The sequence below is a fragment of the Virgibacillus sp. Bac330 genome, assembly GCF_003667845.1.
GTDB lineage: Bacteria > Bacillota > Bacilli > Bacillales > Amphibacillaceae > Virgibacillus > Virgibacillus chiguensis.
The window spans coordinates 4170972-4195152 of the sequence record NZ_CP033048.1 but is presented as its reverse complement, the minus strand read 5'-3'; the positions used below and the strand labels follow the sequence as shown (position 1 = coordinate 4195152).

Below are 24181 nucleotides of genomic sequence, written 5' to 3'. Positions count from 1 at the left end.
ACTTAACTTGTCCAGCTCGGGATTCCAATTTTCGGCAAGAGCCCACAACAGCTTTTATCTGAGAGAAATAGAAGAAAGGAGAGAGTCATATGGATTGGTTAGGACTTGGAGTTACTATCTTAGGGATTGCTTTCTTAATCCTCGCAATTCTATTAATGAAACCCTTATTCCACTTAGCAGGTGTGCTTCGTAGCCTACAGACAACAACAGATAAATTACCAGAACAAGTAGAAGAAATTACAAACCAAGCTACCGACACGATAAGCACTGGACATGAGACACTTCATGAACTGAATCAACAAGCGAAGGAGCTAACACCTATTTTCCATCTAGTTGGGGATGCTTCAAGAGCTGCTAAGGCTGCTTCATCAACAGTAGTCGATGCTATCATGAAAGTACAAGGTTCATCAACAGAAGGAAACGACTTTACAAAGAAGCATCATTTAGAAGGTATTTACGGCCTTGCTACGTTAACTTATTATGCGATAAAGCAAAGTAAACCACAGCAAGCTAGCAACAATTCGAAATAGCATTACCCTTTCTTAGAGAAACTTAGCTATAGCGCAAATCTTTATAGACAATCATTTACTTAGAACAAAATGATTGTCTTTTCTTGACTTATTGACAAATTTTTTTGGCGAAAAACACCGTCGTTTTGCGTATACTATAAACCAAATAAATCTCAAGCTTTTCTATAGCACAAAAAAGACAACTGCCATGAGTTTTTGATGTGCACTCATTCCGTTGCCCTTCTGCTCTGTTTATTTGCTTATATATGTCCATATTGCATCAACTGCTGTTCTTATTTTTATTACTTTTGTTGCTTACGATTTTTTATCCAAGAATACACCTTTCCAAACGAACTGGATAAACCTTTAGATTGCACCTCATCTGTGGTATTCTCAGATTTTTCATTGACAGATTCTGTAACTTTGACAAGAGAAGCGGAAAATTTGCGCGTCACGTTCCCCACATCTCCCACTACATAAAATAAAGGACTAAGCTGCTTCATCTTATCATTAATATCCTCTAAGGTATAATTGCTTTCTTTAATCAATCCGGTTGTTTCTGTTACCATGGCATTCATCTGCTCAGGTACTTGTTCAACTGTTTTTTCCACGCCACGAAGAACGCCTGCTAAATTATTTAATGCATAAGATACAAATATAGCTACGATAAAAAACGCAATACCGATTAATAAGACACCTATCTCTAGTAACATCATTATCCCTCTTTTCTAGTTTGATCGTCAGACCCTCTCGACGTATATTCTTCTTTCCATTGCTTATATAAATAAGAAGCTACAGCTGTCCAACGTATCCCTTCCACATAAGGTTCAATATCTTCTTCTAACCGATCTTTTTTCCATATTGGTTTTGTTTTTTGCACGGTTTGATTCATATTTTGGACGGAGCGCCCGACATTATCAGCCGTCGTAAATAATGAATCTGTCGCTTGCAATTTTTCCCCTATGTCATCCACTGTTACATGTGTTTGCTTTAATGTATGATGTAGTTCTGGAATAGTTTGTTGCATATCTATTTCAACTTGTCCTAATGTACTCCCGGTCGTCTTTAATAACTTCGTAAAACGATGTAACACAATAACAATAAAAACGACTGTCAATGCAAATGCCACAGCTATCATTAATAATGTAAAATATAACACGTCTAACACGCACGAATCCCCCTTTCTTATAATGGATTATACCACTAGCAATATAGATTGAAACACAATATGTTTTTATGCTGTCAACAATTGAAGAATCGGACTTGTCCCTATTTCTTCATGTCGTAGTTTTCCTTCATTAGTGGATTACTTTCATATCTTGTTAGAAAGCTAAATTAGTTAACGTTAATAAAGGGTACTGAAAGATAAAGGAGAAATTATACCATTTTGCTCCGAATAAGCGCCTCCCTTTAAAACATATTCTACCTGGAGCAATAACAGCTAGTGTTCTTTGGCAACTGATATCATTCGGATTCTCTTTCTATATTAGCAATTTTAGTAACTACTCTGCAACTTATGGTAGTCTTGACGGTATTATTATTTTACTCATCTGGTTTTACTTAACAGGCATGATTTTTTTGAGTGGTGCCATTATTAACGTTCTAATATAACAAAAAAATCTAAAGGGATGGAAAACGAACAACAAGTATCCTAAGACAAAACTTTTCCTAACCACATGAAAACTGTTACATAGCAAGAGCTAGTCCTTTTGTTCATGCTAACTAGCTCTATCTATTTATTATCCCCGACATGAAAAATTCCAACCAATTCGTACCTTTGGGCGAAACAGTAGGTTTAAGGCCAGCCTCCCATTTTAAAGGCGTTATAAACGATGCGTTTGAGCGAAATGGCTTTTCTGGTTGCAAAGCGACTTTATCTCCTACTTGTAAATCAGAGGTTATTTCCACACGGGCGTCTTCTTTTAATCCAGTACTTATTTTTTGACGTAATAGAGTACCCAGTTCTGTCATTTTCCACACGTGTTGTTGAATAATGGCATCTTCTTTCAATACAGTAGCTCCTTCTGAAGTCTCCGTTATAATATCTATATCCACATGGTACCCTGCTAACAGATTTTGTTCTGTATGACGGTGAAGGGATGGATTGCCTTCTGATTGCCCACCTTTCCGCTCGTCACCATTTTCTACCGCCTCCCCTTGTTCCTCATTGAACTCGTTTAATTTAATGATAATCGGATAGAGGCTGGATGTTGTTGCAGTAGCTTTTTCCTTGGGCATCTCTCCCACCTTGGCGACGGTTCCTGTTAGAGATTCTTTTAACTCTGTTACCTCTAGGTTTGCAGAAAGATCTGTTTTCACATCTACTCTTTCTGATTCTGTCAATTCGCCTTCTACATGAAGCTGTGTACTAGAAATTGTAATAATGGGATCTGTTAGTTGTTTTGAAAGTTGCGTTATGATTCCTTCATACGGGCTATCGACGGTAATAGTGTCCCCAGTTTCTTGCAGTTCTGTTATTTGACTATCCAAACTTTTTAAAGTGATTTGCTTCTCGGCTACTTCTGTTTCTTTTTCCAATAAAAATTGTTGCTTCATTAATTTAGCTTGAACAGGGTCTTGCGGAATTGTAATCGTCAACTCTTCTTCCGTCCATTCTAATCCCGCACTCTCCGTATCCATATCCGGTATTTGCAACGAGGACATTTGCGAGATGGCTTTTTCAATAGCAGCTACTTCTTCCTCCAATTGCACTTTTTCCTCAAGCAACTTTGCCAGAGCTGTTTGATAGTGGTCAACTTTATAGGTGAATAGCGCATCACCAGCCTTCACCACATCTCCTTCATTTACTTTAAAAGCCTCAAAACTGCCTGTCGACGAGTCAAAATACACGGGCTTTTCCTCCGCAGAAGTTAATACTCCTGTAGTATGTAGCTTTTTTTCCAGATTAGCTTGAGAAGCATCTGTCCACTCTGAAACATACGCTATACGATCTACCTTCTCCTCATCATCTGTATAAACTAATAAAACATTCACACCGATGAACAAAGTTGCACCAATTAATTGTAATCGCCTTCTTAACGTTGACATTAATGAAACCACCTATTTAGTAAGTATTGGTCTGCAAATACGAGCACGGAAGCCATTGACCAGAAAAAAACATGCAAGCCAATCACCATAAACCATAACCAAAGCTTTCTCATGTCAGTGAAATACCGCAAATATTTTACTTGAAAGCCGATTATCCAAACTTGGAATAACGAAATCATGCCAAAAAAATAAATCAAATACTCCTGTTCGGTAATATAAGAAGCAATAATACCTAACGACAATGGGGAAAGATACCAATCTAATCCGTTCCAAACAGCAAGTGGAATCCATGTTAATCGTTCTATTAGCATGGCAACTAAAACGACTTGTTGCATAACCACTATTTTACGATAAGGTATTCCTGTAACTGCATAATAAAGTAAGGATGGTACAAATAAAATAAATCCAGCAAGTAAAGCAGCATATCCCATTCTTCCCACCATAAACCAAAACTTCTGTTGCTCATATTCTAACGGCGTTACCTTTATCATATTTGATGAAAGGATATCCGTTCCCAAGCCTAAATATGCCATGAATCCATATATAAGAATGCTACAAAAAAATAACAGGGAAAGACCACGCCAAAAGTTCCGAATTCTTTCCGCATGTTTGATATGCTCAAAGTGATTTTCCATCGAAAAGAAAAATTTAAACACATTGTTCTGGTACGACATTTTCCACAACCCTTCTTTAAAAAAACGTAGCTTTTCTCCAATTTATTTAGTGGAGTTTTCTTATTTTATAAACCAAAATTGTTATACTTTCTTTCCTATAGTGTTAAAAAAATTAGCTTATCCTTCGTCGAAGAACTTCTTTTTATGCTATAAAACTGCATATTATGCTTATTTTTTAACAACTATCACGCATTAAATGTAGAAATATTGCTTCAATTTTAACGCACAATGTGATAAAAATCTATTACTTTTGTTAATTTTTGGCTATGTGCCTATAGAAAATTACTTTTCTTTTTTAAATTACTTGATGTATTGACTATCCTTCTGTCAATAAACTGGCTTAAAAAAGAGTTGCCTCAAAACTTACTTGAGAACAACTCTCATTTTAACGACGTCTCTATAGTGAGGCTTGGTGAAACGACCTAGTACAAATTTTGACGATACAGCACATTTCATTCCAATACCTTAAAGTGCTTTTAACAACAGCTTCTTCATAAGTGGCGCAAAATGTTCTGGCAGCTCAGCTACATTGGGAACAAGAATCCTTTCTCTTCCATAAATATTTTGCATAAAGTGATCCTCTAGTTCACCTATTTCTCCATCAGCAAGAAACGTTCCAATTACTTCAATTCCTTGCTTCCTAGCCTCCATGACCGCTAAATTTGTATCAACAATACCATTTTGATTATAATTCGCAGCAGCTGGCTCCCCATCTGAAAAGACAAGTAAAAACTTATTCTTTTCCCGTCTTACTGCGAGCTCCTCTGTCGCCACACGAATGCTAAAGCCATCTCGATTATCCTCTTGCGGTTCAAGCTGCATAATTTTAGGACCATTACGTTCATAAAACGAATCAGTAAAAGCATGAATAACATGGAAGTAGTTTGGCTGATAATGCTCTTTAACTTCCATTGCATCTTCCCAGAAGCCAATAATAGAATGAGGAATTTGAAAAGCTTTTAATACCTCATGAAACAGTGTTACGCCTCGCTTCGTTTCCTCCATTTTCCCTTGCATCGATGCTGAACAATCAATGAGCAGCGTAAAAACGGCATCAAATTCCTTCGATTTCTCATTCTTTTTGTAGAAAATGCGTGGCTTTTCATCAAGCACAATTGGTAACAGCTTTCTCGATAAGCGGCCAGCCATTATATTCGTCCTCGGTGCATTTTGTTTATGTTCGATGGTCTTTTTTAATATATTCTCTAATTTTCGCTTATACGGCTCCACATCTTTTACATACGCTTCATAAAGCGCCACTTCCGATTTAGTTGGCGCACCCGCTTGTTTTAGAAGCTTAACCGCATCCTTATTCTCTTCCCCATAGACATTTTCTGCACGTTGGCCTTGTTTATTTTCTTGTTTATCTAGTGATTCTAGGTCAGAATAATCCTTATTTTTTGTTTGCCCAGCAGCACCTTGTATTGTCCCCATTGCTTGATCGCCATCTTCGGTCTCACGCGCACCATTCCCTTTCATATTCGTTTTTGTCCCCACTTCTAACTCAAACTGCAGAAAGGTTTGTTTACGATCACTGTTTTCATTTTCCCTATGCCATGTCGAAAAAGTTTCGTCAATATATTCATTTTTGTCTTCGTCCAATTCCTCCTTATCGTCATTTTCCAGTGGGTCCGTTCGCGTTAATTCATCAAATAACGTATTTTTTGCAAACGTATGAACATCGCGGATGGGGAGGACAAAATAATCATGAATCATGTCGTAATGACTGGTTTCTGATAATACATGTAGCATTTGCTCACATATGCGAGCAATATCAGACGTGCTTTTTGCTTCAAACACTTCGTATAAATTGGCAGCTAACCTTTTAAGTTGAACCAGTTGCTTTTCGCTTGCCCTCGGGAAACTCGGCTCGGCAACGTCTGATTGCAAGCGTAAGTAGATTAGACAAAATAATTCATCAAGCGCAAGCCCTCTCGTTACATGAGCTGCTCGATCTTTGTCGAATTGATGTTTTAAATACGCTTTTCTTTGTAAAAAGACATTTTTCGTACCCGGGCGCTCCTGTTTAATCTGTTCCTCCAGCCTAATATCTTCTAATAAAGCAAATAAATTTCTGCCGAATTTAGGTAACGAAAAGCGATGTAAAGCTTGCTCATATTGTTGCACAGCACGTACATCCGTGTAGGATAGCGTTCCAATTGTTCGTAAATATACGTCTGTTTTCAAACCAGCTACTCGGTATTCAAATTTTGCTTTATCCCACATTCTGCTTGCTGTTACTTCCCGATCAACGATATCAATATAAGAACCAAAACGATACGTGAATGTAAGGTCAGAAACTCCAGATAGAACCGTAGACAAATCTTGTAACTGTCGGAATAATTGCGTGTCTACGATGTTATGATGAAATCGATACATCCTTCATACTCCTAACTAAATAATGTTTCGGCGAGGCTCATAATAAATTCTCGTTCGCGATCTTCCTCTAATTTATCAGCAATTGCTCGTTGAATCGCACGTTTAGCAGGTATATGCTTACTTAAATCACATGCATCTAATAAAGCACGAATAGAAGCTGCATCCTCACTAATTTTACCTTGAGCTACTGCTTCAATCAGATCGCTCGATAATTTAACAAATAAATCCACCAGCTTTTCATCTTCCAACTTGGTATTTTGGACGATTAACTGTTTTAATTGCTCACCTTGAATGTAAGGAATTTCAATCACGATAAATCTATTTTTTAGCGCCTCGTTTAAAGGCACCGTTCCTACATAGCCTTCATTTATTGCAGCAATGACATTAAACCCTTTACTCGCGGTTACAATTTCATTTGTAAAAGGGTTTGTAATCGAACGTCGATAATCTAATACGCCATTTATAATAGGAAGTGTCTCTGGCTTGGCCATATTAATTTCATCTATATATAAAAAGGTTCCGTGCTCCATGGCATTTATCACAGGACCTGAGATAAATTCAATCACTTGCTTTTCATCCTCATAGGTAAGTGTTTTAAACCCTAGTAAGCTCTCAGCGTCTATATCCACAGAAGAGTTAATGCTAAACATCGGCTGCTGAAATAAATAAGATAGCGTTTCGGCAAATTTTGTTTTCCCAGCACCAGTAGGACCTTTTAATAAAATATTTTTCCCTAGTAACAGTGCTGTAACGGCATCAATAATAATCTCCTTATTAGGAGCCATATAGCCACCTTCACGAATTAATTCTGTATAAGCAGTTGTATTTCTTTGGAACTTTTGCAATTGCTCTTTTATATTTGCTGGTAATTCCTCTTTCATTTGCATAACGTATACATACCCCTTTCAAAATCATTGTACCCTGTTTGAACCTTTGACAAAAGTTAGTTGTTTCACATAGCCTGTATCAACCCTACTACTTAGTATTAAAAAGAGAATATACACCCGGTGCTTTTCACGTGAAACATTTAACTTACTCAACGAAAGACGTTTGGAAGATGCTTTTCTCCATTCAAGCGCACAACTTCAAGGCGAATCCACCGTCAATGACATAGATAACACGTAATATGTCAACGAAAAAACGCCTTGCAATGCACATTTTTGGCTTAGCAGAATAGGATAAAGTATAACCATCACACCTAAAAAGCTTTCGTATAAAGTAAATCTTGAAACAGTGGGAGGCTTTCTTTTATCTCACACTGATTGTTTAGTACCACAAGTGTATGCCTAAAACCTCTGAACAAATCATTTAAGTACTATTATCTCCCACACGTAGACTTGTTCAGCTCACATCATTCAATTCTTAACTTTGGAGGCTTACAGCACATTATATCCGAGATAAAAGTTGGCTTGTCACAAGTTTTTATGCGAAAGCTACCGCTTTTCTATAAAGCCGAAAATTTTATACTTTCTTATCTTTTAAAATAGAGCAAAGCACAATCAAAATGATTGTGCTCCTCACCCTTCTTTATTCCTGTTCTGCGACTTTCACCAATTGCTTGCCAATGTTCTCACCTGTAAACAAACCGATGAAAGCATCAGGGATCGACTCGAATCCTTCGCGAATTGTCTCCTCGTATTTTAATTCTCCACTCGCTATCGCTTTGCCTAATTCCTCATACGCTTCCTTAAAATGTTCTGTATAGTCACCGACTAAAAAGCCTTGCATTTTTGCTCTAGCTTTGATTAAATACGTCTGCACCCGTACACCAATGTCCCTTTCTCCCTCTTTCAAGTTATACGACGAAATAGCGCCACAAACAGGTATACGAGCAAATGCATTCAGTAACGGCCATACCGCATCGCCTATTTCTCCACCTACATTTTCAAAATAAACATCGATACCATTTGGACAAGCTTGCTTCAATTGTTTATGGACATCGCCATGCTTGTATTGGATCGCGTGGTCATACCCCAACGTTTCCGTAACGTACGCTGCTTTTTCCTCAGAACCAACAATTCCTATTACACGTGCACCAGCCCTTTTAGCAAGTTGACCTGCTATTTGTCCAACAGCTCCTGCCGCTCCAGAAATAACTACCGTTTCTCCTTGTTTTGGTTCACCAATATGCATCATTCCGAAATACGCCGTCAGTCCTGGCATTCCTAAAGGGCCAAGAGCAACACTAGGACGTAAACCAAATGTATTTACCTTACGTACTTGATCCGCATTCACTATATGATATTCTTGAAAGTCTAGCATTCCTGTAACAATATCTCCTTGCTGGAATTGATCACTTTCTGAAGTAATCACTTGCCCGACAACTCCACCATTAAGAGGCTCGCCAATTTGAAATGGGGAGATATAGGATGGACCATCTGCCATTCTGCCACGCATATACGGATCAACAGAAATATAAAGCGTTTTTAATAGTAATTGATCCTGCTTTGGACTCCCCACCTCCACTTCCTTAATAGCAAACGTGCTTGCATTTGGTAGCCCATTAGGTCGTTCATTAAAAATAAGTTGTTGTTGTTTCATTATTCTCCTCCTCAAAATAAAAGATTTATAGTAAACTATTTTCATATCTAAGCAATAAAGATAATGGTATTAACTTAAAATCACCCTGTTAAAACAATACCCATTTTGATCTATGCTAACACGACGATTTCATTTCTACTACTAATATGAATGGATATTCATCATACTATCTAATTTTGAGTTTCATATAATAACACAAACAACTCTGATTGAAAACGATAGTTCATTATCGCATTTGAAACCGCGCGTTTGGACACCTCTCTCTCAATGCATAGATAAACGCTTTTTGGTCTCTTGGTGATACTAGCGAAAAATTGCTTATACATTTAAAAACAATTGGTATATTAAAAGCTGTATCTATGTACAAAATAAAGCGTGCAAAAAGTAAAGAATATCGATAAAAGGGAAATAAAAGGGAATGTTTGAAGAAAAGGTGATTTCCTCCAAGCATTCCCTTCATTGTTTTTTACTATAAGTAGCTTAATCTTGGCCGTATGTTCTTAATTGTCCATACGTACCAAATTTATCAACAACTTCAGCTAGCTGTTCATCATTTAACAGAACTGGTTCCCCAATACTCCGCGCCCGATAATACAGTTTCGCAATAAACTCGATGTCCTTCGCAACGGAAAAAGACGCTGGTAAATCTTCGCCAACTGCAATCACACCATGGTTACCAAGCAACAGTCCTTTATCATTGCCAATCGTTCGAAAAACTTCTTCCGCTAGCTCATACGTGCCGAACGTTTTATATTCACAACAGCGAACTTTATTGCCAACTGAACCAATAATATAATGGAGAGGCAAGATTTCTTCGTGCAAGCATGCAAAAACAGTTGCATATTCCGAATGTGTATGCACAACAGAATTCACATGTTCTGTACGTTGATAAAAAATGCGGTGCATATCATACTCACTGGAAGGCTTACGATCTCCCTCCAATACATCTCCATCAAGATTCAATAATACAATATCTTCTTCCTTTATATCTGGGTAAGGAATACCACTTGGTGAAATAAGCATCACTTGATCTTCTCTTATAAAGATACTTATATTACCGCCAGTACCTGTCGTTAAATTCTCTTCTAATAAATTCTTGCCATAATCTACAATCTGTTTGCGTTCTTCAGCATATTTCATGTCTATTATCCTCACTCTTTAAATTTTTCTCACGTGACCACAAGCGATTAGATTTTAGAAAGTAAAAAGCTTGTGATCTCGGTCACCAATCCTTTCCAATTATAATCATGGTAAAAGATATGACACATTACATCCATAAAACTTAATAAAACCGGACTTGCTCCTCTTTGAAGTATGTATCCAAATCATTAGGAGCGTAAACGCCTTTATCTGTCACAATTCCGCTGATCCGAGATGGGCTTGTAATATCAAAGGATGGGTAGATAGCTTGAACTCCAGCCAAGGTATTAGGAATTCCTCGATATTCTAATACTTGCTTCGGGTCACGCTCTTCAATTACAATATCCGCCTTTGTTTGCTTATCGGTATCGGGAATCCCTGTCACATAATAAGGAACTTCATAATGCTGTCCGACAATAGCGATCTGATTGGTACCAATTTTATTCGCTATATGCCCATCTCTAGCAATGGAATCCGCAGCAGACGTAAACACATCAATCTGTTTGTATTCCATAGCATAAGCTACCATATTATCCGTAATTACTGTTGTTGGAAAGCCCAAATCAATGGCACAGCTAGACGTTAAACGAGCACCTTGCAAATATGGTCGAGTTTCCGCGCAAAAAATTTCTAAATCTTTATTTTCTGCTTTAGCAGCGCGTAGGAAAGTTCCCACTATTGTCTCCCCAAAACACTGCGTCAGAATCTTTCCATTATGTGGCATTAATCGAATTAAGTGCTTGCCTACTTTATCCATGATGGAATATCGACGATTTAAAGAATCTACCGTGGAGAGAAAAATTGCTTCAACAGGATCTTGCCCCTTTGCTAGCGCAGCTTTCCCTACTTCTAAACAACTACTCGTAATTTTCCCCATCCGATTGGCCGTAGTTGGGCGAGCATAAGCAATCGTATGAGCAGCTTTTTCTAAATAGGCTACTTGCTCCGCTTCTTTTTTACCGCGTGTTTCATACGCAGCTAATGCCATACCCATTCCAGCAGCTGTATAGGGACCAGCACTTTGTGTGACCATATCTGTAATAGCTTGGGCGACTTCTTGATGTGTCGCACATTCAACAAAACGAATCTCTGTCGGATAAATTCTCCGATCCAATATACGTACTTTGCCATTCTCATACCAAGCTACATTTTCATAAGTTAATAAAAACGGTAAATCATAATCCGCTCGTTGCATCTTTAACATCCTCCTTATGCGATCGTTAAGCCATTATTTGGTGACATCGACGAACTAGCTCTTCCCCTGTTGTAATCTCATTCCGTTGTATAATTAATTCCATTCCCATTTTAAGTAATGCACGTTCCATAGCAATACGTTCTTCACCTAGTGGCGCTTCGGATACTTCTTTTACTTTGGAATCACCGATAACACGACGGATGATTTCTGTTCCTGCGTACCCTAAAGAATCAGCCATTACTTCAGCTAGATAAGTCGTTTTAAAAGATGTATTCTTATAAAGCGGAAGCGTCACTCTTTCGTCATAAACAGTTGCCATTTTTTCCTTCACTTTATCATACACATCACAAATCGTGTTTGCTAACCATACTTGAAATTTTCCGTCTCCATTGTAATAGTGAGCTCTTGCCAAAGGAAAGAATAAATTACCGATAACATTCCCAATATCGTAGCCCATCGGGCCATAAAAAGCGAACTCTGGATCAATCACTTTAACCCCTGCTTGATTAATAAAAATGGAGCCTGAATGCAAATCTCCATGCACTAACGCTTGGGCTTGATTCATATACTTGTTACGTAATTCGGCAACATGGCTAATAAGCACATCATTTTGATAAATATGATCTTTTACAAACTGTTCATTCGCTTCAATAATAATATTTTGATCTTTGTAGTTATAATAAGGCTCCGTAAAGACAAGGTCTTCACTAATATCACACATATCTATATTGGTGAAATTTTTAACAAGATCCTTTTTCTCATGACGATCCCAACATAAATCCGTAGTAGGTAAAAGTACATTTGCTAAAAATGTACTGATGTCTTCGGCAAAATTCGGGAAAATTTGTTCATTCATTAATTCATAGCGCAGATTTTTATAAGCAGATATATCTTCCATTGTTAATGTGCTCATCGCTTCATTATAATTGTAAATTTCAGGAATAAATGCTGGTACAAGCTCATATTGTATTTTTAATATATCTGCTTCAATCTTATTTCTTGAAATATCAAGCGGACGACCAGATGATCGAAGTAGCACATCCGCCTGCTTCACAACAACACGCTTACCTGATTTATTATCGACAACCTTAAACACATAATTGATATTACCATCACCAATTTCACTTACCTCTAGCTCTGCATCCATTGGGAATAGCTTTAATTCATCCGTCACAAACTGTTTCACGTCTTCATGTGCCATTAAAAAATGCTGTGTGAATTTGGACATTGTACTTTCCTCCTGTAATTTAATTAAATCTGTAAGGACTTACGTTTTCTTAAAAAATATTTATATTCAAGCTCTTTGCATGTTATTTTTTCTAACAAATGTTACTATTATTATATAAGCTGTTCTTTTATAACTGAATATAAAAGGTTTCACGGAGAATACCGATCTTACCTTCCGCGTGTAAAATATTCAAGGTACGAAAGAATATTCATTTTTTGCTATCGTTCACGAGGAACTTCCCAAAGCTGATGATAGACAAGTTGGGCAACTGTCTTCTAGAAGAAGCTCCTACGTATATCGATTGTTATATAATTCACATGATTAATTAACCTTTACATCTTTCCCTTTTGGAAAGCCAATAGCAATAGATAGTAAACCGATCACTATCATTAGAATGGAGTACCAGTTATAAGGCATGATACTAACAGGCGACACTCCTGCCATACCGCCAATCACCAATAATTGTCCTGCATATGGTAATAAACCATTAAATGCGGCAGAAAATATATCTAACAAACTCGCTGTACGTGAACGTGAAATACCGAATTCATCCGAAATATCTTTCGCTAGTGGACCTGCAGCGATGATGGAAATCGTATTATTAGTAGTTGAAATATCCATTAAACTAACAAGGGCTGCAATGGAAAGTTCCCCACCTCGTGCTGTTTTCGTTTTTCTAGTAAGCGTATGAAGTAGCCAATCAATTCCTCCAAGATATTTCATTAATGCAACAAGCCCACCGACTAAAATAGCAATAATAGCCATATCTTCCATGCCTCTCATACCATCATGGGCAATCTTCATAAACTCAATAATTGTAAAATCTCCATGGAATAAACCAATAAACATACCTGCAAATATTCCTGTAACCATTACTGTAATAACTTGAACACCGACTAAGGACAAAACGATAACTAACACATATGGAATGATATTTATTAAGTTATAATCATAAGAGCCTGAAATCGAAACCGCATTAATCGGAACAAAAGCCAATAAAATCATATTAATAACTACTGCTGGTAAAACCATTAAAATATTTGCTCTAAATTTATCTTTCATAGATATTTCTTGTGTACGCGTTGCTGCAATTGTTGTGTCAGATATAAACGATAAATTATCACCAAACATGGCAGCACCAACAACAACACCACATACCAATGCTACATTACATCCTGTTTTATCAGCAATATCAATGGCTAATGGTGCCAAAGCCGCAACTGTCCCCATAGACGTTCCCATAGAGAAACTAAGTACACAACCAATAATAAACAAGCCTGGCAAAATTAAATTGGATGGTAGAACACTAAGACCTAAATTTGTTACGGAATCGACAGCATGCATGCCACTGGCTACACCATGAAATGCTCCAGCTAAAATAAAGATAACAACCATTAACATCAGTGTGTGGTCGCCGCCACCTTTACAAAACATTGTCACTCGCTCTTCAAACTTTGTCGGATTGTCTTTATTTGACATCATTAATGCAACACCTGAAGCAATTAATATACCAATCATCAATGGCATGTTTTCAAAGCTACCTGACACCAAACCGGTTAACATATATAAAGCCAAAAAGATAATTAACGGGACAAGCCCCATAAATCTCCCTTTATTGGAAGTTTTGTTTTTTTCTTCTGTTTTCTGCATTAGGATTTTGCTCCTTTTCTCTATGATAGTTAGAAAACAAAAATCTCCCCAAATCCTTACTCCTTTCTCCTGTATTCTTTATATGAAACTTTATGTATACGCTCCCAACGACTTAATAATAATAGAGTCAAAACAGATTGTCAATACTTTTCAAAGAAAATCAAAATTATTTTGTTTTGATATTTTGGTTTTTGTTGGCAAAAAGCTTGCGATTACGTTTTGAAATATTTACTTTTCGGTTTTTTTATGATAAAGTGCAAGTAGCAAATCGTAAAGGAAAGATTGTTTTGATGAAATATGATCGATTACAAGAAATTTTAAAACAACTCAATAATACCGGCAGTGTAAAAGTGACGGATTTGAGCAAAATGTTAAATGTAACAGAAGAAACAATCCGTAAAGATTTAGCAACCTTAGAGAAGGAAAAGAAGTTAAAGCGCGTGCGTGGTGGTGCTTATCAGCCCAAAACACTTGATAAAGAAGTGCCTGTCTTATTAAGAGAAACGATGTTAAAAGAAGAAAAGACAAATATGGCTGGTAAATGCTTGCAATTCATTGAAGACGGAGAGTCTATTGCTTTAGACAGCTCCACAACATCATTATCTATAGCAACACTTTTAAGTATGACAACTTTAAAAATTACTGTGATATCTAATTCACTAGATATTGCCAACGTCTTAAAGGATCACAAGTCTATTAAACTAATTATTATTGGCGGCAACTTTAGGAATGTAACGCATTCCTTTATTGGTGTAAATGCCCAAAATGTTATTTCCCGATACTTAATTGATAAAGCGTTTATTAGTAGCTCTGGCATGAGCTTGCATATTGGTCCAACCGATTACAGCGAAGAAGAATCGCTAATTAGAAAACAATTCTTACAACAATCCGAGAAAAACTATTTAGTAGTGGATCATACAAAATTTGATTTTCGAACGATCCATTTAATTGATGACTTTTCCCACATTTCTACCATAATTACAGACCAAAAGCCATCGCCAGAGTGGATACATTTCTTTCAAAGTAATAACATACAGTTGATTTATTAATTTGATTGATTCCTTTATGAATATACGTTTCCCAACAAAACATATATTTTAAAAGGAGTTTAAAAAATTATGCAAAATTTTAACTACTATAACCCAGCAAATATTTACTTCGGGAAAGGCGAAGAACGTCGTATTGGCGAGCTTATTGACGCAGAAAGTCACTCTAAGCATGTTCTCGTACTCTATAGTGGCGACTATATTTTTGATTTAGGTATTTATGATACCATTGAAACAAAGCTTCATACCAAAAATATAAAGATTTTCAAAAATGGAGATGTCGTTCCTAATCCTGAAATTAGCTTAATACGCAAGTTGGTGACAATTGTAAAAGAGCAGGAAATTGACTTCATTTTAGCTGTCGGTGGCGGTAGCGTGATTGACACAGCAAAAGCTGTAGCCTTTGGTGCATTATACGACGGAGATGCCTGGGATTTCTTTATTGGTAAGGCTGAAGTAAAGCAAGCACTACCAATTGGCGTGATTTCTACTGTTGCCTCTTCTGGATCCGAAATGTCGAATGCAACCATTGTTTCTAACGCAGAACACAAGCTAGGTGTAGAAACAAACCTGATTATTCCCGCATTTTCTATTCTCAACCCAGAATTCACAGTAAAACTGCCAAGTTATCACACTGGTGTAGGTGTATCCGATATTTTAACACATCTTTTAGAACGTTATTTTACTAAAATAGAGCATGTACAATTAACTGATTTTCTTCTTGAAGGTGCAGTACAATCACTTTTAATTAGTGGGCAACAATTGATGGAACAACTAGAAGATTATGACTTAAGAGCAGAAGTCATGTGGACTGCCGTCATGGCGCATAACAATAGCTTAGAATTAGGTCGTGAACCTGACTGGGCCTCACATCGTATAGAGCATGAGCTTAGCGGGCAATATGGAATTGTTCATGGAGAAGGAATGGCCATCGTATTTCCTGCTTGGATGGAATATGTGAGTCAGTTCCATCCAAATATTTTTGTTAAGTACGGCGTTCGCGTATTTAACATTGATCCGTTTGCTCACTCGAAGGAAGAAATTATTCAATTAAGTATTGAAAAAACACGTAATTTCTTTACCCGTATGGGCATGAAGTCACACTTGAGTGAATTGGAAATTGACGATACACATTTTGAAGAAATGGCAAATCGTGCAACGAAAAATAACACCCAAGCCATTGGACACCTTAAGAAATTAAATGCTACAGATATAGTGGAGATATTGAAATTAGCTTTGTAATAAATAAGCTATATGTGATATACGTCAAGTAAACAAAGTCGCCTAGTTGCTGGGCGCTGGAACCGGACGTGGCTAAATAACTTAGTTAGTTTATCCACAGCTGCAACGTTTTATAATTTCCTAGACCATAAAAAACCGTATGAAATCACAGTAAATAGGGACTTCATACGGTTTTATTTAAGATGCTAGTCCAGTAAAAATAATTGTCGTAACAAATCTACATTCACATCAATATCTAAGTGGCATACGTAGCTAATCCAATCCATACCTGTGAGTTTTCCACTAATCAAAAAAACTGCTACATACAGCCCTAAGATGAGAAAGATAACCAAATAACAAATCAATACTTCTTTCCATTCTGACTGTTTATTTACTTTCATTTTCTTTACTCCTTTCATGCTTGTTTATGACTAAAATCAGCATGAAAGGAAGCGAGGTAATTAGACCCATATTTCATTACATCTATCGTTCGACTTGTATCCGTAGCATAAAGCACGCTACAGCTATCAAAACCTATAAAGGAATGCGGAGAAAGCACTTGCTTTTGGATTGGCGGTATTGGAATAGGTAGTAGCAAATCCTCTTTTGGCATAGCAGGCAATGAGAGTTGTACAGCATCATGATCTTGCGCATGGATAGTCGACTTGCTAATCGTTTCATTCGATGGCAGACTACCGATTTGCTCTACTAATTGCGCCGCTTGACTAAACAAGACAAACATAAATAAAACAGACAAGAAAAAGATTTGCATGAAGCTATGTTTTCTATTCACCTTCTCCACCTCCTATACCATTTATAGAAATTGCCACGGACATCATTACTACCTAAACACAACACTATCATAACAGCTTTTGCTGGACATTCAACAGGTAGTTACACTCCAATATATGTCAGTTTTTTGATTGCAATAAAACCCTTCTAAATGACAGCTCAGCCGAACTGCTTCAAGCACTTCCTTGGTACCACATAGCATAGAAAAATGGCTATCCCAATGCGTCGTTATTAGCAGTTCATTGTAGTGCGTAAAAAAATTACTGTAATCATCCGATAGTTTGCTCTTGCTAATGAGATCAGATACAGCTTCTAGTTTACGCTCCGTCCCAAATTCATTACCACACCATATCCAAAAATACCCTAATTGCTGGAAACTTTTTAAAAGGGGATTTATAAGTATCTCTGGCAGTCTACCTTCCCCCGGCGCAATAAGATTATATTGTTGACAAGTTTCATCAATTGCTAATGCAGTTTCTTCATCCATTTTTTCTTTTCTTAAAGAGAGGATCCTAGTGCGCAAGCCAATATCTAGTTGGCGCACAGTAGTTATTTTAGATAGGTGTAAAAGCTCTTTCCATGTTCGTACTTCAAATTGATCGCTTAAATTATTTTTATTCCAAGTCGTGCGCACTGTTTCTTGCTCTGTATGCTTCTGCTTCATAAAAGGATGGAAAAAAATAAAAACTTCCTCATATACTCCATCATAAAACCGTTTAATGGGTATATCTTCTGGTGCACAAACGGCATAACGATGTGGTTCTGGTAATGTTTTTACCATATGATCACCTTCTTATACGGTCATTTTCCTTATCTACATATATTTATAGCTTTTAATTATACGCTCATCTACCTAACACGTAAAGTTCATTACGGATAGGACATTTAATTTTAGCAAATCTTTTTAAGACCATGAAACGAACTACTTGGTTGATCTTACATAAAGCAAGTGAAGCTTTCTTATCCTTAAAAAAGCAACCACCTACTTCTCCATTATTTCTTTGCTTTTTGCGCCCAATATGTAGCCAGTATGGGGCCGGATATATTATGCCAAAAACTAAAGATGGCGCTAGGAACTGCTGCAAGCGGACTAAAATGAGCAGCAGCTAATGCCGCACCTAAGCCTGAATTTTGCATGCCAACTTCAATAGAAACAGCTTTTCGATCCGTGTATGTTAGTCTAAATAACTTCGCAATAAAAAAACCAATTAAATAACCAAACCCATTATGCAAAATAACAACCGCAAGTATGAGCACGCCTGATTCAATGATCTTGTCTTTACTACTTGCAACAACAGCAGCCACGATTAAAACGATAGCAACTACAGAAACAAGTGGCATAATATCAACGCTTTTCTTTGCTTGTTCTTTTAAGAAAAGTTGGACAATTAACCCAAAAACGATAGGTATTAAGACAATCTTTACAATCGACATAAACATACTTGATGCGGATACCTGTAACCACTCTTGCGCTAGAAAATAGATAATGGCAGGTGTTAACAAAGGTGCAATCAACGTGGACACAGATGTGATGGCAACGGAAAGAGCTGTATTCCCTTTTGCTAAAAATGTCATGACATTAGAGGCTGTGCCTCCAGGACAAGCTCCAACTAAAATGACGCCAATGGAAATTTCTGGTGGTAAGTTTAATCCTTTTGCTAAACCATAAGCAATAAGCGGCATGAACAAAAATTGTGAGACAACACCAATAGCTACACTTTTCGGTTGGCGAGCGACTTCCCGAAAATCATGCACCGATAACGTCATCCCCATCCCAAACATGATAATTCCCAACAAAATCGATATGTAATTACCAATCCACAAAAATTGCTCTGGCAACAAGAAAGCTATTACCGCCACCAACAATACCCAAATAGCAAATGTTTTTCCGATAAAGTGACTGAATTTGATAAATGCTTGCATCTTCCTACCTCCTATTCCAAATATTCTACCACAAAGCGAATATTTAATTTAATAGGAATTTTACGTTTGGATACAAATATGCACAGCGTCGTATTTCATTCGTTTGAACACGTTTATTTTCTAAAAGCCTTCGTATTTCAAAGTGATATTGAACACAAAAATCTTTGAAAGAAGCAAAGGAATCTTTCGTATCCTTGGGAGTAGGAACAAGGCTAGCATAATAATCACGTAAACTATGATTACTATCGCTTTTTAATAAATAAAAACAGCTGCAAAAAGTAAATTGGGTACTGGCTGCCCTGACTTTGCGTGCATACATAAAGCTAATAAATCATCATCAGCAGCGATTCTGTTTGCCAAATAGGCATATAACGGGCTAGAACCTTCCCCTTCATTTTTGGCAAAATTCCTAAACCATTGCGCCAAAACGTTTTTATCTCTACCCATACATCATCCTCCTTGCTTTATTTTCTTAGTCATAAACGTGTTTCTTTGCTGGTCAAGACGCAATCATTGTCGCCTTCTACTCCTGTGACACAAACTCATTTTCATATCATTGGTCCCGAGATGAAACGTATGCCGATGAAAAAAGTCAGTACTCCATTGAAAACTAAAACAATACCTGTAAATAGAATATCTCCAAACGCATCTGACAGAACCTCTTAATATGTATAATTCGTTTGTAAATATAGCGTTAAATGATTGTAAAATATTCCGATTTCTATTGCAATGCAGACAAGCACAATATATTATTTTCAGTGAACTAAAAGTTAGTTTATCTTTTAATTCACTAAAACAAAATGGAGGAGTAACTATGCGAAAATTATTGCTCATGCTTGGAATAGTTTCAACCCTTATATTCATTACCGCTTGCAGTGAAGCAGGAAAAGAAGCAAAATCAGATAAAAAATCGGAATTAGTCGTGTATACCAACCAAATTTCTGGTGATCGCGAGGAAGTAGCTAAAAGTTTAGTAGAAGAGCAAAATTTCAATTTTGAAGTTGTATTTGTGCAAGCTGGTGGAGGAGAAATGAAAGACAGACTTATCGCTGAAAAAAACAATCCACTCGCAGATGTTGTTTTGGGAGGCTCGCCATTAGAGCATTTAGCTTTAGCAGAAAATAATATATTAGCACCATTTACTCCTACTTGGGCAGATAATGTCGACCCCAGTTTAGTTGGGTCAGAAAACAACTACTGGCCATGGGCAATCGATACGGTTCACTATACGTACAATAAAGATTTAGTTGGTGAGAATAATCAACCACCAGTACCGCAAGATTGGCCTGATTTAACAAAATCTGAATTTAAAGATCAATACTATATTTTCGAACCCTCTGGAACGACAGGTGCTGTTCTGTTCGCTTCCATGCTTGTAAGATATCAGGACAAAAATGGGGAGCATGGCGTATCAGAAGAAGGATGGAAATTAGTAGAAGATATTTATACAAATGCCGTAAATCCAGCTCCGCAAGATTGGCAAGAAGCACTGAAGGAAGATGTCACGGGAGGCTTCATTTGGGGAGGCGGCGTGATTTCCGTAGCTCGTGACAAAAATATCGAACTAGATATTATGGAACCTTCTGTAGGTACACCATTTTTACCTGCTCTTGTAGGAAAGATTCATACTGGTAACGAGGAGAAAATGGAAAACGCAGAAGAATTTATTAACTGGTGGGGTTCTGCCGATGTCCAAGCAACTTGGGGAGAAAAAACTGGACAAGCCCCAGCAAATAAAGAAGCACTAGAGAAAATTGGTGGAGAGATACAAGCATTGCTTGATCGTTTAGAAACACAAGAACTTGACTGGAATTATATCTATGAACATATGGATGCATGGCGTGAAAAAATGGCACTTGAATATGCACAGTAAACTAATATGAAAGTAATGAAGGGGGTATCCTTCCATCCCCAATTATTGGTTAGCATGACAGAATTATGATCTAAAAGCCTTTAACTAAAACTAAGTTTTACGTGCCTTTACCTTCTATGTTCCAACAATTTTTCTATCTGCATATACGACAACTTATATTCGGAATAATGAATGACAGGTTGTCTGATAATAAACACCTGTCATTCCACCAATGGAGGATTATGAATGATTGAATTACAAGGTATCGAAATTGCCTATGATGATTTTATTGCCATGAATGAACTTAACATCACGATCAATGAAGGCGAATTTTTTACGCTGTTAGGTCCTTCTGGATGTGGAAAAACCAGTTTACTTCGAACCATTACAGGGTTTGTTTCCCCGTCTAAAGGACGAATTACTATTGATGGTAAAGATGTGACGGACGAATCCGTAGAAAAAAGAGGCGTTGGCATCGTTTTTCAATCATACGCGATTTTTCCAACGATGAACGTATTTGAAAATATTGCTTTCGGGTTACGAGTAAAGCGATTATCAAAAAAAGCAATAAAAGAGAAAGTATTGGAAATTGCTCAGATGGTTGATTTAAGCGAAGAGCATTTACAACGAAATGCCTCCGAACTATCTGGCGGACAGCAACAGCGGGTTGCCATCGCCCGAGCATTAGTACTTCAACCAAAAATATTATGCTTAGATGAACCTCTCTCCAATTTGGATGCAAAACTACGAAACCAATTGAGAGTAGAGTTAAAAAGACTGCAAAAGCAATTTGGGATTACAACTGTCTATGTCACCCATGACCAGGAAGAAGCATTAACAATGTCTGATAAAATTGCTGTCTTCAACAATGGAAAACTGGAACAACTGGGCACGCCAAACGATGTATTTAACAACCCAACATCGGATTTTGTAGCAACATTTATAGGTGATAGCAACGTCTTTGAAACAAAAGAACTGGCTACTTTTTTAAACGCTAAGAACCTTTCTCGTCCAAGCGGCAAAAGCTACCTTCGTCTAAATCATGTGCACACAAAGCCTATCAAAGAAGCAATAAAACTGGAAAGTGTCGTAACAAACGTGGAATATTTTGGGCTTTATAGCAAATATACGTTCAAAACCGTTTCTGGACTGACACTTCGCAATGTCGAGGTAGACCTTTCTAACCAAATGAATATTGGCGATAACGTAACATTATATCTAAAGCAACGTGATTTCATCCATTTGTAGGGAGGCGATGATAGACATGAAACAACTTATAAACGTAAAACAATGGAAGAAAAATAGTATGCGTCTACTAATCGGCGCCTTTCTACTGTGGTTTGTCATTGCCTTTCTCATATATCCAAACTTCAACATCATTCTAGCAAGCTTTCGAACAGAATCAGGATTTTCCTTTACTATTGTTCGTAAGCTATTCGAGTCGCCCATTGCCATGGATGGGTTAAAAAACAGCTTCATCTTAGCTATATCCTTAGCAATTACCACGAATATTGTCGGGATCTTTATTGTACTTGTTTCTGAGTACTTTGAAATAAAAGGAGCTAAACTATTAAAAATTGGATATATGACAACATTTATTTATGGCGGAATCATATTGGTTTCAGGCTACTCGATGATTTACGGCGAAAACGGAATTGTGACAAAGACACTTGCTTCATTTTTCCCTAATTTTAATGTGCAATGGTTTGGAGGGTTTTGGGCTGTTCTGTTTGTAATGACAGTATCTACGACAACCTCACATATGATGTTCTTAGGAAATGCGATTAAATCCATTGACAACTACACGATTGAAGCCGCTAAAAACATGGGTGCTTCGTCATTTTACATTATAAGAAGAATTGTTTTACCTGTCGTGTTGCCTACCATTTTTGCCATTACTATTTTGCAATTCTTGGGCGGGCTAAGTGCATTTGCCGCTCCCTTAATTATTGGCGGAAAAGACTTTCAAACCATTGCCCCATTAATTTTAGAATTAAATAAAATCCCTGGGTCACAAGGGTTGGCACTTATGCTTTCGTTAGTACTCGGACTGACAACAATTTTGCTATTAATCTTATTCACGAAACTTGAAAAAGGTGGAACTTTTTTCTCTATATCAAAAACAAAAGCAGTATATGTCAAACAGAAGATTAATCATAAATCACTTCATATCTTTGTTCATGCTATAGCTTACCTACTATTTATCATTTATGTCATGCCAGTGGTTTTAATCATTGCATTCTCTTTTACCAATTCTGCTGCCATCCATGAAGTAAAATTAAGCTTTTCCGCATTTACTCTAGATAACTATCTAACAGTATTTCATGATATAGAAAAGATTACCCCGTTTTTTAATAGTGCTAATTTTTCTATCCAAGCAGCAATTGCAGTTACAATAATTGTTTTGTTAGGTGTAGGCATAAGAAGAAAGCATGACAATCTTTTTACCCAGTTTATTGAATATGCATTTTTAATACCATGGATGCTACCATCTACGTTAATTGCAATTGGATTTTTAACCACTTATGATGAGCCGAAATTAATTATTGGAAACAAGGTGTTAATCGGTACAACCGAAATATTAGTGCTAGCGTATATCATTATTCTCATTCCGATTACTTCTAGACTATTACGAGCTTCCTATCAATCTGTGGATCAGGATTATGAGCGGGCTGCAAAATCACTCGGCGCGAGTTCATTTTACACGTTTCGTCGAATCGTATTACCTATGCTCCTGCCAACGGTTCTCGCATTAATTGTCTTAAATTTCAACTCACTACTATCGGACTATAACATCGCAGCATTTTTATCGCATCCTTTAAAGGAGCCGCTCGGGTTATTGATCCGGAGGTATACATCTGTGGAAGCGACTGGCGATACACAAGCATTAATTTATGTCTTCTCGACAATTTTGATGGCGATTGCCGCCATCACCGTTTCAATCGTTTATGGCTGGTTATTAAAAGAAAAGAAGAAATAAGGG

The 24181-nt window shown here is 37.1% G+C and carries 21 protein-coding genes and 2 pseudogenes; 7 read left to right on the top strand and 16 right to left on the bottom strand.

What is annotated here, in order from left to right; all coding sequences use genetic code 11:
• Nucleotides 1-89 precede the first annotated feature (89 nt).
• The gene (locus D9780_RS19625) at nucleotides 90-530 is read left to right on the top strand and encodes a DUF948 domain-containing protein (protein ID WP_073012069.1); all 441 of its coding nucleotides are present in this window, start codon (nucleotides 90-92) and stop codon (nucleotides 528-530) included.
• Between the two features lie 281 nt (nucleotides 531-811).
• Here D9780_RS19625 and D9780_RS19620 read toward each other — a convergent pair whose 3' ends face one another.
• Nucleotides 812-1225: a DUF948 domain-containing protein gene (locus D9780_RS19620; protein ID WP_121641238.1), complete on the bottom strand. Its 414-nt coding sequence runs from the start codon at nucleotides 1223-1225 to the stop codon at nucleotides 812-814.
• Nucleotides 1225-1677: a DUF948 domain-containing protein gene (locus tag D9780_RS19615; RefSeq protein ID WP_121641237.1), complete on the bottom strand. Its 453-nt coding sequence runs from the start codon at nucleotides 1675-1677 to the stop codon at nucleotides 1225-1227. The genes D9780_RS19620 and D9780_RS19615 overlap by 1 nt, the downstream gene beginning before the upstream one ends.
• Before the next feature lie 209 nt (nucleotides 1678-1886).
• Here D9780_RS19615 and D9780_RS19610 point away from each other — a divergent pair.
• Nucleotides 1887-2120 (top strand): annotated as a pseudogene (locus tag D9780_RS19610) (YihY/virulence factor BrkB family protein); the annotation flags it as partial.
• 117 nt (nucleotides 2121-2237) lie between these two features.
• Here the strand turns inward: D9780_RS19610 and D9780_RS19605 are convergent.
• The 9 genes from D9780_RS19605 to D9780_RS19565 form a co-directional block, all read right to left on the bottom strand.
• The gene (locus D9780_RS19605; RefSeq protein ID WP_121641236.1) at nucleotides 2238-3557 is read right to left on the bottom strand and encodes an efflux RND transporter periplasmic adaptor subunit; all 1320 of its coding nucleotides are present in this window, start codon (nucleotides 3555-3557) and stop codon (nucleotides 2238-2240) included.
• Complete coding sequence (locus D9780_RS19600; RefSeq protein ID WP_116279407.1) at nucleotides 3557-4231, bottom strand: hypothetical protein; 675 nt, start codon at nucleotides 4229-4231, stop codon at nucleotides 3557-3559. The genes D9780_RS19605 and D9780_RS19600 overlap by 1 nt, the downstream gene beginning before the upstream one ends.
• A gap of 465 nt (nucleotides 4232-4696) precedes the next feature.
• Nucleotides 4697-6610 (bottom strand): vWA domain-containing protein, encoded by a 1914-nt coding sequence (locus D9780_RS19595; protein ID WP_121641235.1) that lies wholly within the window; start codon nucleotides 6608-6610, stop codon nucleotides 4697-4699.
• Nucleotides 6611-6621: 11 nt separating this feature from the next.
• Nucleotides 6622-7497, bottom strand: coding sequence for an AAA family ATPase (locus tag D9780_RS19590; RefSeq protein WP_121641234.1), 876 nt, complete (start codon nucleotides 7495-7497; stop codon nucleotides 6622-6624).
• A gap of 640 nt (nucleotides 7498-8137) precedes the next feature.
• Nucleotides 8138-9151 (bottom strand): NADP-dependent oxidoreductase, encoded by a 1014-nt coding sequence (locus D9780_RS19585; protein WP_121641233.1) that lies wholly within the window; start codon nucleotides 9149-9151, stop codon nucleotides 8138-8140.
• Nucleotides 9152-9631: 480 nt separating this feature from the next.
• Entirely contained in the window at nucleotides 9632-10291 is a 660-nt protein-coding gene (locus tag D9780_RS19580) for an L-fuculose-phosphate aldolase (RefSeq protein WP_116279403.1), read from the bottom strand.
• 142 nt (nucleotides 10292-10433) lie between these two features.
• Nucleotides 10434-11486: a s-methyl-5-thioribose-1-phosphate isomerase gene (locus D9780_RS19575; protein WP_121641232.1), complete on the bottom strand. Its 1053-nt coding sequence runs from the start codon at nucleotides 11484-11486 to the stop codon at nucleotides 10434-10436.
• 25 nt (nucleotides 11487-11511) lie between these two features.
• Entirely contained in the window at nucleotides 11512-12714 is a 1203-nt protein-coding gene (gene mtnK / locus D9780_RS19570; protein WP_121641231.1) for an S-methyl-5-thioribose kinase, read from the bottom strand.
• Between the two features lie 321 nt (nucleotides 12715-13035).
• Nucleotides 13036-14364: a Na+/H+ antiporter NhaC family protein gene (locus tag D9780_RS19565; RefSeq protein WP_073012037.1), complete on the bottom strand. Its 1329-nt coding sequence runs from the start codon at nucleotides 14362-14364 to the stop codon at nucleotides 13036-13038.
• 206 nt (nucleotides 14365-14570) lie between these two features.
• On the opposite strand from D9780_RS19565, the gene D9780_RS19560 reads away from it, so the two are divergent.
• Together D9780_RS19560 and D9780_RS19555 are read left to right on the top strand one after the other, a co-directional pair.
• The gene (locus D9780_RS19560; protein ID WP_162985940.1) at nucleotides 14571-15413 is read left to right on the top strand and encodes a DeoR/GlpR family DNA-binding transcription regulator; all 843 of its coding nucleotides are present in this window, start codon (nucleotides 14571-14573) and stop codon (nucleotides 15411-15413) included.
• 69 nt (nucleotides 15414-15482) lie between these two features.
• Nucleotides 15483-16652, top strand: coding sequence for an iron-containing alcohol dehydrogenase (locus D9780_RS19555; RefSeq protein WP_121641229.1), 1170 nt, complete (start codon nucleotides 15483-15485; stop codon nucleotides 16650-16652).
• Between the two features lie 185 nt (nucleotides 16653-16837).
• On the opposite strand, the gene D9780_RS19550 is transcribed toward D9780_RS19555, so the two are convergent.
• The 5 genes and pseudogenes from D9780_RS19550 to D9780_RS21735 all read right to left on the bottom strand — a co-directional run bounded on the left by D9780_RS19550 (nucleotide 16838) and on the right by D9780_RS21735 (nucleotide 19793).
• Nucleotides 16838-17032: a hypothetical protein gene (locus D9780_RS19550; RefSeq protein WP_121641228.1), complete on the bottom strand. Its 195-nt coding sequence runs from the start codon at nucleotides 17030-17032 to the stop codon at nucleotides 16838-16840.
• 14 nt (nucleotides 17033-17046) lie between these two features.
• Entirely contained in the window at nucleotides 17047-17424 is a 378-nt protein-coding gene (locus D9780_RS19545; RefSeq protein WP_121641227.1) for a hypothetical protein, read from the bottom strand.
• Between the two features lie 90 nt (nucleotides 17425-17514).
• A complete protein-coding gene (locus D9780_RS19540) occupies nucleotides 17515-18204 on the bottom strand; it encodes a DUF2711 family protein (RefSeq protein ID WP_121641226.1) in 690 nt (229 codons plus the stop codon).
• Between the two features lie 212 nt (nucleotides 18205-18416).
• Nucleotides 18417-19346, bottom strand: coding sequence for a bile acid:sodium symporter family protein (locus D9780_RS19535; protein ID WP_121641225.1), 930 nt, complete (start codon nucleotides 19344-19346; stop codon nucleotides 18417-18419).
• Nucleotides 19347-19389: 43 nt separating this feature from the next.
• Nucleotides 19390-19793 (bottom strand): annotated as a pseudogene (locus D9780_RS21735) (DUF2332 family protein).
• Nucleotides 19794-20160: 367 nt separating this feature from the next.
• Here D9780_RS21735 and D9780_RS19520 point away from each other — a divergent pair.
• From D9780_RS19520 to D9780_RS19510, 3 genes are all read left to right on the top strand, one after another.
• Nucleotides 20161-21219, top strand: coding sequence for an extracellular solute-binding protein (locus D9780_RS19520; protein ID WP_162985939.1), 1059 nt, complete (start codon nucleotides 20161-20163; stop codon nucleotides 21217-21219).
• Between the two features lie 225 nt (nucleotides 21220-21444).
• Entirely contained in the window at nucleotides 21445-22446 is a 1002-nt protein-coding gene (locus tag D9780_RS19515; RefSeq protein ID WP_121641221.1) for an ABC transporter ATP-binding protein, read from the top strand.
• A 16-nt stretch (nucleotides 22447-22462) separates the two neighbouring features.
• Entirely contained in the window at nucleotides 22463-24178 is a 1716-nt protein-coding gene (locus tag D9780_RS19510; protein ID WP_121641220.1) for an ABC transporter permease, read from the top strand.
• Nucleotides 24179-24181 lie beyond the last annotated feature (3 nt).